Here is a 7,110-nt window from a genome sequence, read left to right as displayed (position 1 = left end):
GATCGCCAGTCCGACCCGAAAGCAGCGGGCGCCCAGCCACTTCCACGCCCTCTGCACCGCCACCAGCTGACCCTCACAAGATCGCCAACAGAGTCCTGCCGTTGACCCTGGCGGGCGGCGGCGCGGTCACGGGGCTGGCGCTGGTGCGCGGCACCGCCATCCGGGACGCGGTCAGCGGTGGCGTCGCGGTGGGCGTGGCCGCCGTACCGGAGGGCCTGCCGCTCGTGGCCACGGTCGCGCAACTCGCGGCCGCCCGGCGGCTGAGCCGTGACGGCGTCCTGGTCCGCACCCCGCGCACCCTGGAGGCGCTGGGCCGCATGGACACCTTCTGCTTCGACAAGACCGGCACCCTCACCGAGAACCGGCTGCGCCTGGTGCGCACCTGCGACGCCGACGGTACGGTGCGCCCGGTGGACGACGCCGGGTCCGCGGGCACCGTCCGGGCCGCCGCCCGCGCCTGCCCACGCGTCGACGGCGACGCCGAGCAGCCGGTGCACGCCACCGACGAGGCCGTGCTGGCGGCCGCCGGTCCCGACCCGGAGTGGACTCAGCTGGCGGACCTGCCCTTCGAGGCGGCACGCGGATACGCCGCCGCCGTCGGCCGGAGCGGGGACGGCCCGCCGGTGCTCGTGGTCAAGGGCGCCCCGGAGACCGTACTGCCCGCCTGCGCCGGGCTGCCGGAGCACGCCTGGGGGGCGGCCCAGGCGCTGGCGCGGGACGGCCTGAGGGTGCTGGCGGTGGCCGAACGGCGCCTCGGCGCGGCCGAGCAGGAGGCCGACATCCTCGAACAGCCGCTGGGGGAGCTGGAGTTCACCGGGCTGCTCGCCCTGTCCGACGTACCGCGCGAGACCTCCACGGCGCTGGTGGCGGGGCTGCTCGAGGCCGGCGTACGACCGGTCATGCTCACCGGGGACCATCCGCAGACCGCGCGGGCCATCGCGGCCGAGCTGGGCTGGCCCGAGGACACCGTGGTGGTCACCGGCGACGAACTGGCGGCGGCGGATCGGGCGGAAAGGGCCCGCATGCTGCGGGACGCGGGCGTGGTGGCGCGGGTGGCGCCCGAGCAGAAGCTCCAGGTCGTGGAGGCGCTGCGGGACGCGGGCCGGGTCGTCGGCATGGTCGGCGACGGCGCCAACGACGCCGCGGCCATCCGCGCCGCCGACATCGGCGTCGGGATCAGCGCGCGCGGTTCGGCGGCCGCGCGCAACGCCGCCGACATCGTCCTCACCGACGACGATCTGACGGTCCTGATCGACGCGGTCGGCGAGGGCCGGGCGCTGTGGCACAGCGTGGCCGACGCCATCGCCATCCTGATCGGCGGCAACGCGGGCGAGGTCGGTTTCGGCATCCTCGGCACGCTGCTGTCCGGCCGGGCACCGCTGTCCACCCGGCAGATGCTCATGGTGAACCTCTTCACCGACCTGTTCCCGTCGATGGCGGTGGCGGTGACGGAGAAGGAGGACGCGCCGGTACCGGCGCGCGCAGGATCGCCGGAGGACGACAGGCCCGGCGCCGTACGTGCCCGCGGCGGCTCGCCGGAGGACGCCTCCGCCGTCCTGGGCGCGCCCCTGCTGCGGCAGATCCGGCACCGGGCGCTGACCACCACCCTGGGCGCGGTGACGGCCTGGCTGATCGGCCGCTTCACGCCCGGCTGCGCACGCCGCTGCAGCACGATGGCGCTGTGCGGCGTGGTCGGCACCCAGCTCGTGCAGACCTGGCTGGACCGGCGGGAGAGCCGACTGGTGCAGATCACCTGTCTGGGGTCCGCCGTGGCGCTGGTCGCGGCGGTGCAGATCCCGGGCGTCAGCCACGCCGTCGGGTGCACTCCGCTGGGCCCGGTCGCCTGGGCCGGGGTCCTGGCGGCGATCGCGCTGGCCCAGGCGGGACAGCGCGTACTGCCCCGCCTGGAGCAGACGGTCGGCCGACTGCTGCCGGACTGACCGGCACCGCAGGCGTGCGACGTCGCCGAGCCGACGAGCCCGCGCAGGCCCGACAGGGTGGCACCGTCGCGGGCTCGCCTGCTCGGCTCCCGCTGCCGCGCTCCGCGGGCGCGCCCTGGGTGCGCGCGGCCGTGCCGCAGAGGGTCGGCCGTCGGTGGTGTCGTCGGAGGTCAGACCGACCGGTGGTACGGGTCCGGCACCCGGACCTCGCCGCCGAGCTCACGGGCCGCGTGCCGGGCCCAGGAGGGGTTGCGCAGCAGTTCGCGGCCGAGCAGGACGGCGTCGGCCTCGCCGTTCGTCACGATCTTCTCGGCCTGCCCGGCCTCGGTGATCAGGCCCACGGCGGCCACGCGCAGCGGGGTCTCGGCCCGCACCCGGGCGGCGAACGGCACCTGGTAGCCGGGCCCGGTCGGGATGTCCACGCCGGAGGCGTTGCCGCCGGTGGAGACGTCGAGTGGCATCCCGTGTCGCGAACTCGCGCCAAGCACAAGGAGGCGGAATGCTCGCCAACCCGTCGGCGCTGGCGGCCGGAAGGCGTCATTCGGTCGGACGGCGCTGGGATGGAACCGTTCTCGCCGTGGGCAATTCCGGAGCCGGTGAATGTCGTGTCGAGGGATGGGAAGACGTTGTCGCGGTGGCAGCCGGCAACGTCCATACCGCGTCGCACACGGGCAGGTCTCATACGTGGGACTCCGGTCGGACGGCACGGTGCTGGCAACGGGGTGGAATGGCGATGGGCAATGTGATGTCGCCGGATGGCGAGGTGTCACGGCCGTGACCGCAGGCTGGCGCCGCACGCTCGGGTTGCTCGCGGATGGCCGCGTGCTAGCAGTTGGCCGGAGTTCAGAAGGTCAGTGCGACGTGCAGTCCTGGCGCGAGATGGTCGTCCTCTCGTGTGGTGACTGGCACTCGGTCGGCGTCCGGTCGGACGGTTCTGCACTGGCCGCGGGGAACAACCGGCGAGGGCAGTGTGCCGTTGAAGGGTGGCGTGACCTGGCCGCCATTTCGGCCGGATATCTGCATACCGTCGGCCTCGGAGCTGACGGGCGTGCAGTAGCGACCGGAGACCGGGCAACCGGGGCGTGCGAGGTCGATGAGTGGGAAGACGTGGTGGCGCTCGACGCGGGCAGCTACCACACCGTCGGGGTCACTGCGTCCGGCCGGATCCTGGCAGCGGGAGACTACAGCTACGGACAGTGCGAAGTCGGCGATTGGCGCGACATTGTTGCCGTGGCGGCCGGTTCAACACACACCCTTGGCCTACGGGCCAACGGCACAGTCGTGACTGCAGGGAACAACGCCGACAGGCAGTGCGAAGTCGGCGCCTGGTCCGGAGTCCGGCTTCCATAGGCCTCCCGGCCGCGCCGACGCGAACTGACATATCGTCATTCCCAAGCCCCAGACACCTCATTCTGAGGCCAGTCCTTGTCGAGCCGGGCCCGCATGACGTACTGCAGCAGGGCGTCGAGCAGTGCGGGCAGCAGTGCGTCACTGTCGAGACGGGGCTCTGCCAGTTCGATCGCGCGGAATTCGGTGGCTCCGAGCAGCGATGAGTGCTGTCCGAGGCGGGTCGGCAGGAGTCCGGGAAGTCCCGGGTTGATGGCCCTCTTTGAAAAGCGACCACCCCTGCTCGAGGGTGACCCCACACCCGCTCGATGCATCTCCTCTCCCCACCTATGCGGCTCTAGGCTTGCGGACGGATGCCGCAAGGGAGGGGCCGCCCGTGAGCGGACACGAGTAGTTGCCGTACAGGAAGCCCCGTCGAGGCTCGTCGTGGTCGGCCGGTGCACCCGTTGGATCGCACCGCTGGGGTTCGAGGCGAGATCAACGGACGGGCGCGAATCCGGAGCGGGCGCATTTTCCTTTGCCTCGCAGCTTCACCGCCACGTAGGGTCACCGCGTCCCAGGAGGTGAGGCCGTGACCACGTACGGCACGATGCTGATTCCCGTACCGCTCGAACAGGCGGCCCCCGTCCTGCGCGAGGCCTGCGTAGCCGGCTACGCGATTCCAGCCGGGCCTGGATTCTGCCTCGTCCATCCGGACCGGTCCGTCGACGACAACGGTGTCTTCGCGCTCGCCGGGCCGATCAGCGCCGGGTTGGGCGCCCCGGTGCTGGCCGCCTTCCAGTACGACGGCGACCGACTCGAGTTGGAGGTCTGGCGGGACGGAGTGCGCGCCCACCGCTATGACTCCTGGCCGGGCCGGGACGATGAGAGCGCCGACGACGCGCCCCTGGGTGCTGACCCCGCCGCGTTCCTGGACTTCGCCGCCGGGCCCGTGGACAGCCACCGCTTGGCCTCCGCGCTCGCGGACACCCCGATCGACATTCAGGACATGGACGTCGACGGCGAACCGGGCTACGTCTGGGCCCAGGCCCTGCACTGGGACGTGTTGCGCGCGCTCGGCCACCCGGACCAGGTGATTCGCCGTGCCCAGTGGGACTACTTCCACATGCGCGGCGCGCCGCAGGCGCTCGCGGAGGTGTTGGATACCACCGAACTCGTTGTCCTGGGCACGACCGGTCGCCCGTTCTGAAGCCCCACCAACCCGCGTACGGCAAGAGTTCTCGCCAGGCGGCACGCATGGTGTCGACGGTCATGTAATGCCCCATTCCATGCGACTTGAGCGTCACGTAATTCCCCACCCGCGCGATCAAGACTCCCCATGGGGTTGGCGGTTACGGGCAGCGGCGGGCGGCGGGAATACCAAGATGGCCACCCGAGTTGCTGCCCTCGGACGGCCCGCACCGGGAGGTCGTCACGATGGGGGGGAGCGCCGGATGCGGGCAGTCGGATTCCGGGCCAACGGAGGCGTCGAGGTACTGGAGGAGCTGGATCTGCCCGAGCCGGCGCCGACTGCCGGCCAGGTCGCTGTGCGGGTCGCCTTCGCGGGCGTCAATTTCGCCGAGATCCAGCACCGTCGGGGTGAGTTCGGTGCTCCGGACGGGCCTGGTGGAGTGGATGTTCCCGGTCTGGAGGTGGCTGGGACGGTCGTCGCGCTCGGTGCGGGGGTGAGCGGGCTGGAGGTCGGCGAGCCGATTGCCGCGTACCTGCCGGCCTTCGGCGGCTACGCCGAGGTGGTAACGGCAGACACGCGGTTCGTCAGGTCGCTGCGCACAGAGGCGGGAGAGGCAGATCCGGCCGAGGCGGCGGGGCTGCCCTGCGTCTATCCGACAGCGTTTGGCGTGCTCAAGGACGCAGGACGGCTGCGGGAGGGGGAGGACGTGCTGATCCACTCCGCGGCGGGGGGTGTGGGAATTGCGGCTGCGCAGCTGGCCCGGGAGTTGGGGGCCGGGAAGGTGTACGGCACGGTCGGCTCGGCGGAGAAGGTTCCGTACGCCGCCGAGCTCGGCTACGACGAAGTGTTCCTGCGCGAAGGCTTTGCGAAAGGGTTGACCGAGGTGACCGGTGGCCGGGGCGTGGACCTGGTCCTCGATCCTGTGGGCGGGCCGATCCGGGAGCAGAGCCTGATCGTGCTGGCGCCGTTCGGCCGCGTCGTGGCCTACGGAGACCTCGGTCGGCACCAGCAGTGGACGGCCTCGGTATGGGACCTGTGGAAGGGCAACCGGACCATCGCGGGGTTCAACATCGGTGACCTCGCCCGTCGGTCTCCCGAGCGGATCGGTGACTACCTTGCTCAAGCTCTCAGGCTTCTCGCAGCGGGGCGGATCCGGTCCGGGGTGACGCAGATCCTGCCCCTGGCCGAGGCGGCAAAGGCACACCAGCTCCTGGAGACGGGCACGGGCCGAGGCAAGATCCTCCTCTCGTTCACCTGACCTCAGGGCGCGGCCGGTTGCCGGTCCAGGCGGTGGGGAATTGCGTGATCACAGACCCGGGGGAGCTGCGGGCTCTGGCGCTGATCTTGTGACGCGGTAGGTGTCAGTGGACATCGCCGCCGCGGCCACCGGCCCGCTGTGGATGCAGTTGTATTGGCTCAAGCGCCGTGACCTGATCCGCCGGGCCGAGGCCGCCGGTTCCCACGTGCTGGTCCTCACCGTTGACGCGCCCAGGATGGCGTTCTGTCTGGCGGGAGGCCATCAACGGGTTCGCGGTGCCCCGGGCATCCAGGCGGTCAAGGTGGCGCACGACGTGATGGCCGCCTCGCACGGCAGCCGGGACGGGGAGCCAGCCATCGCCCGGCAATCCAAGGAGCAGTTCGACGCCTCGATCACCCGGGAGGACCTCGCCTGGCTGCGCGTAGTGACCTCCCTGCCCCTGGTACTGAAGGGCGTGATCACCCGCCTTCGGCCCGCACCACGTGGTACGCGGCGGGGCCGAAGGCGCCTTGTCGTACGGTCGTTGGGAGCGCGGCGTCAGCCGGCCTGTCCGGTCGGCCGCATGGTGATGTGGTTGATGTCCACACCCGCGGGCTGATTGACGGCGAAGACGATCGTGTCCGCGACCTGCTCGGCGGTCATCACCGGCGCCGCCTCGGGGGTGCCGCCGCGCTCGTCCCAGAACGGGGTGTCCACCACCCCGGGGGCGACGACCGTCACGCCGACCCCGTCCTTGCCGACCAGCAGCCGGGTGTTCTCGGCCAGTGCGTGGGCGGCCCACTTGGTGACCGAGTACAGGTTGCCAGGCGTGTTGCGCACCCCGGCGACCGAACCGATGATCACGATCCGGCCCTTGGACTCCCGCAGGTGTGGCAGGGTCTCCCGCACCAGCAGAGCCGGGCCCAGGACGTTGGTGAGGACCATGGCGCGCATGTCCTCGGGGGCGTGGCTCTCCATGTTGCCGGGCAGTGAGATACCGGCGTTGGCGATGACGTTGTCCAGTCGGCCCCACGCCTCCACCACGCGGCGCACGGCGGAGGCGACGTCGTGCGCGTCGCTGGTGTCGCCGGTGATCGTCAGCAGCCGCTCGGCCGCTCCGGCCGAAGAGGCGAAGGCGGCCAGCTTGTCCGCGTCACGTCCGGTGACGGCCACGCGGTGGCCCTGCTTGAGCAGGGCGCGGGCGGTGGCGGCGCCGATTCCGGTCGAGCCGCCGGTGATCAGCGTGGCGGGTTCCATGGGACGGCCTCCTCAGCGATGTGGTCATCGGGGCTCCGCCAGGGCCCCCGATGCCGATGAACACGAGGTGGCGCGTGAGGTCGACCGACTCCGGGTCGCCGGTTCCCCGAAACGCCTGCACTATACCCAGCGATCTTCCCGCCAAGCCGGTACGCCAT

6 protein-coding genes and 1 pseudogene are annotated in these 7,110 nt (G+C 71.6%); 5 read left to right on the top strand and 2 right to left on the bottom strand.

The features are described 5' to 3' along the window. Positions 1 to 1,940 (top strand): cation-translocating P-type ATPase (locus ACWC2T_RS13975; RefSeq protein ID WP_450670587.1); only part of this gene is annotated, 1,940 nt, incomplete at its 5' end. Positions 1,941 to 2,110: 170 nt separating this feature from the next. Here the strand turns inward: ACWC2T_RS13975 and ACWC2T_RS13970 are convergent. After that, positions 2,111 to 2,407, bottom strand: a pseudogene (locus tag ACWC2T_RS13970) (oxidoreductase); the annotation flags it as partial. 307 nt (positions 2,408 to 2,714) lie between these two features. Here ACWC2T_RS13970 and ACWC2T_RS13965 point away from each other — a divergent pair. The 4 genes from ACWC2T_RS13965 (at position 2,715) to ACWC2T_RS13950 (ending at position 6,314) form a co-directional block, all read left to right on the top strand. Beyond that, on the top strand, positions 2,715 to 3,290 hold the full coding sequence (locus tag ACWC2T_RS13965; protein WP_450670586.1) for a hypothetical protein: 576 nt from the start codon (positions 2,715 to 2,717) through the stop codon (positions 3,288 to 3,290). Between the two features lie 568 nt (positions 3,291 to 3,858). Next, positions 3,859 to 4,476 carry a hypothetical protein gene (locus ACWC2T_RS13960; RefSeq protein WP_450670585.1) on the top strand — a complete coding sequence of 206 codons (618 nt, stop codon included), beginning with the start codon at positions 3,859 to 3,861 and terminating at the stop codon, positions 4,474 to 4,476. 175 nt (positions 4,477 to 4,651) lie between these two features. Beyond that, complete coding sequence (locus ACWC2T_RS13955; protein WP_450670584.1) at positions 4,652 to 5,716, top strand: quinone oxidoreductase family protein; 1,065 nt, start codon at positions 4,652 to 4,654, stop codon at positions 5,714 to 5,716. 106 nt (positions 5,717 to 5,822) lie between these two features. After that, positions 5,823 to 6,314 (top strand): alpha-hydroxy-acid oxidizing protein, encoded by a 492-nt coding sequence (locus tag ACWC2T_RS13950; protein ID WP_450670583.1) that lies wholly within the window; start codon positions 5,823 to 5,825, stop codon positions 6,312 to 6,314. Here the strand turns inward: ACWC2T_RS13950 and ACWC2T_RS13945 are convergent. Continuing rightward, on the bottom strand, positions 6,254 to 6,952 hold the full coding sequence (locus tag ACWC2T_RS13945) for an SDR family oxidoreductase (RefSeq protein WP_450670582.1): 699 nt from the start codon (positions 6,950 to 6,952) through the stop codon (positions 6,254 to 6,256). The two genes, ACWC2T_RS13950 and ACWC2T_RS13945, sit on opposite strands and share 61 nt — an antisense overlap. Positions 6,953 to 7,110 lie beyond the last annotated feature (158 nt).

The organism is Streptomyces sp. NPDC001393 (assembly GCF_053597455.1).
Note: the sequence above shows the minus strand (reverse complement) of the source record. Positions and strands in the feature narration are given on the sequence as shown.

Excerpts from the sequence above, each read along its gene's own strand:
- ACWC2T_RS13955 (WP_450670584.1), top strand. The coding sequence starts at position 4,652 with ATGGCCACCCGAGTTGCTGCCCTCGGACGGCCCGCACCGGGAGGTCGT.
- ACWC2T_RS13945 (WP_450670582.1), bottom strand. The coding sequence starts at position 6,952 with ATGGAACCCGCCACGCTGATCACCGGCGGCTCGACCGGAATCGGCGCC.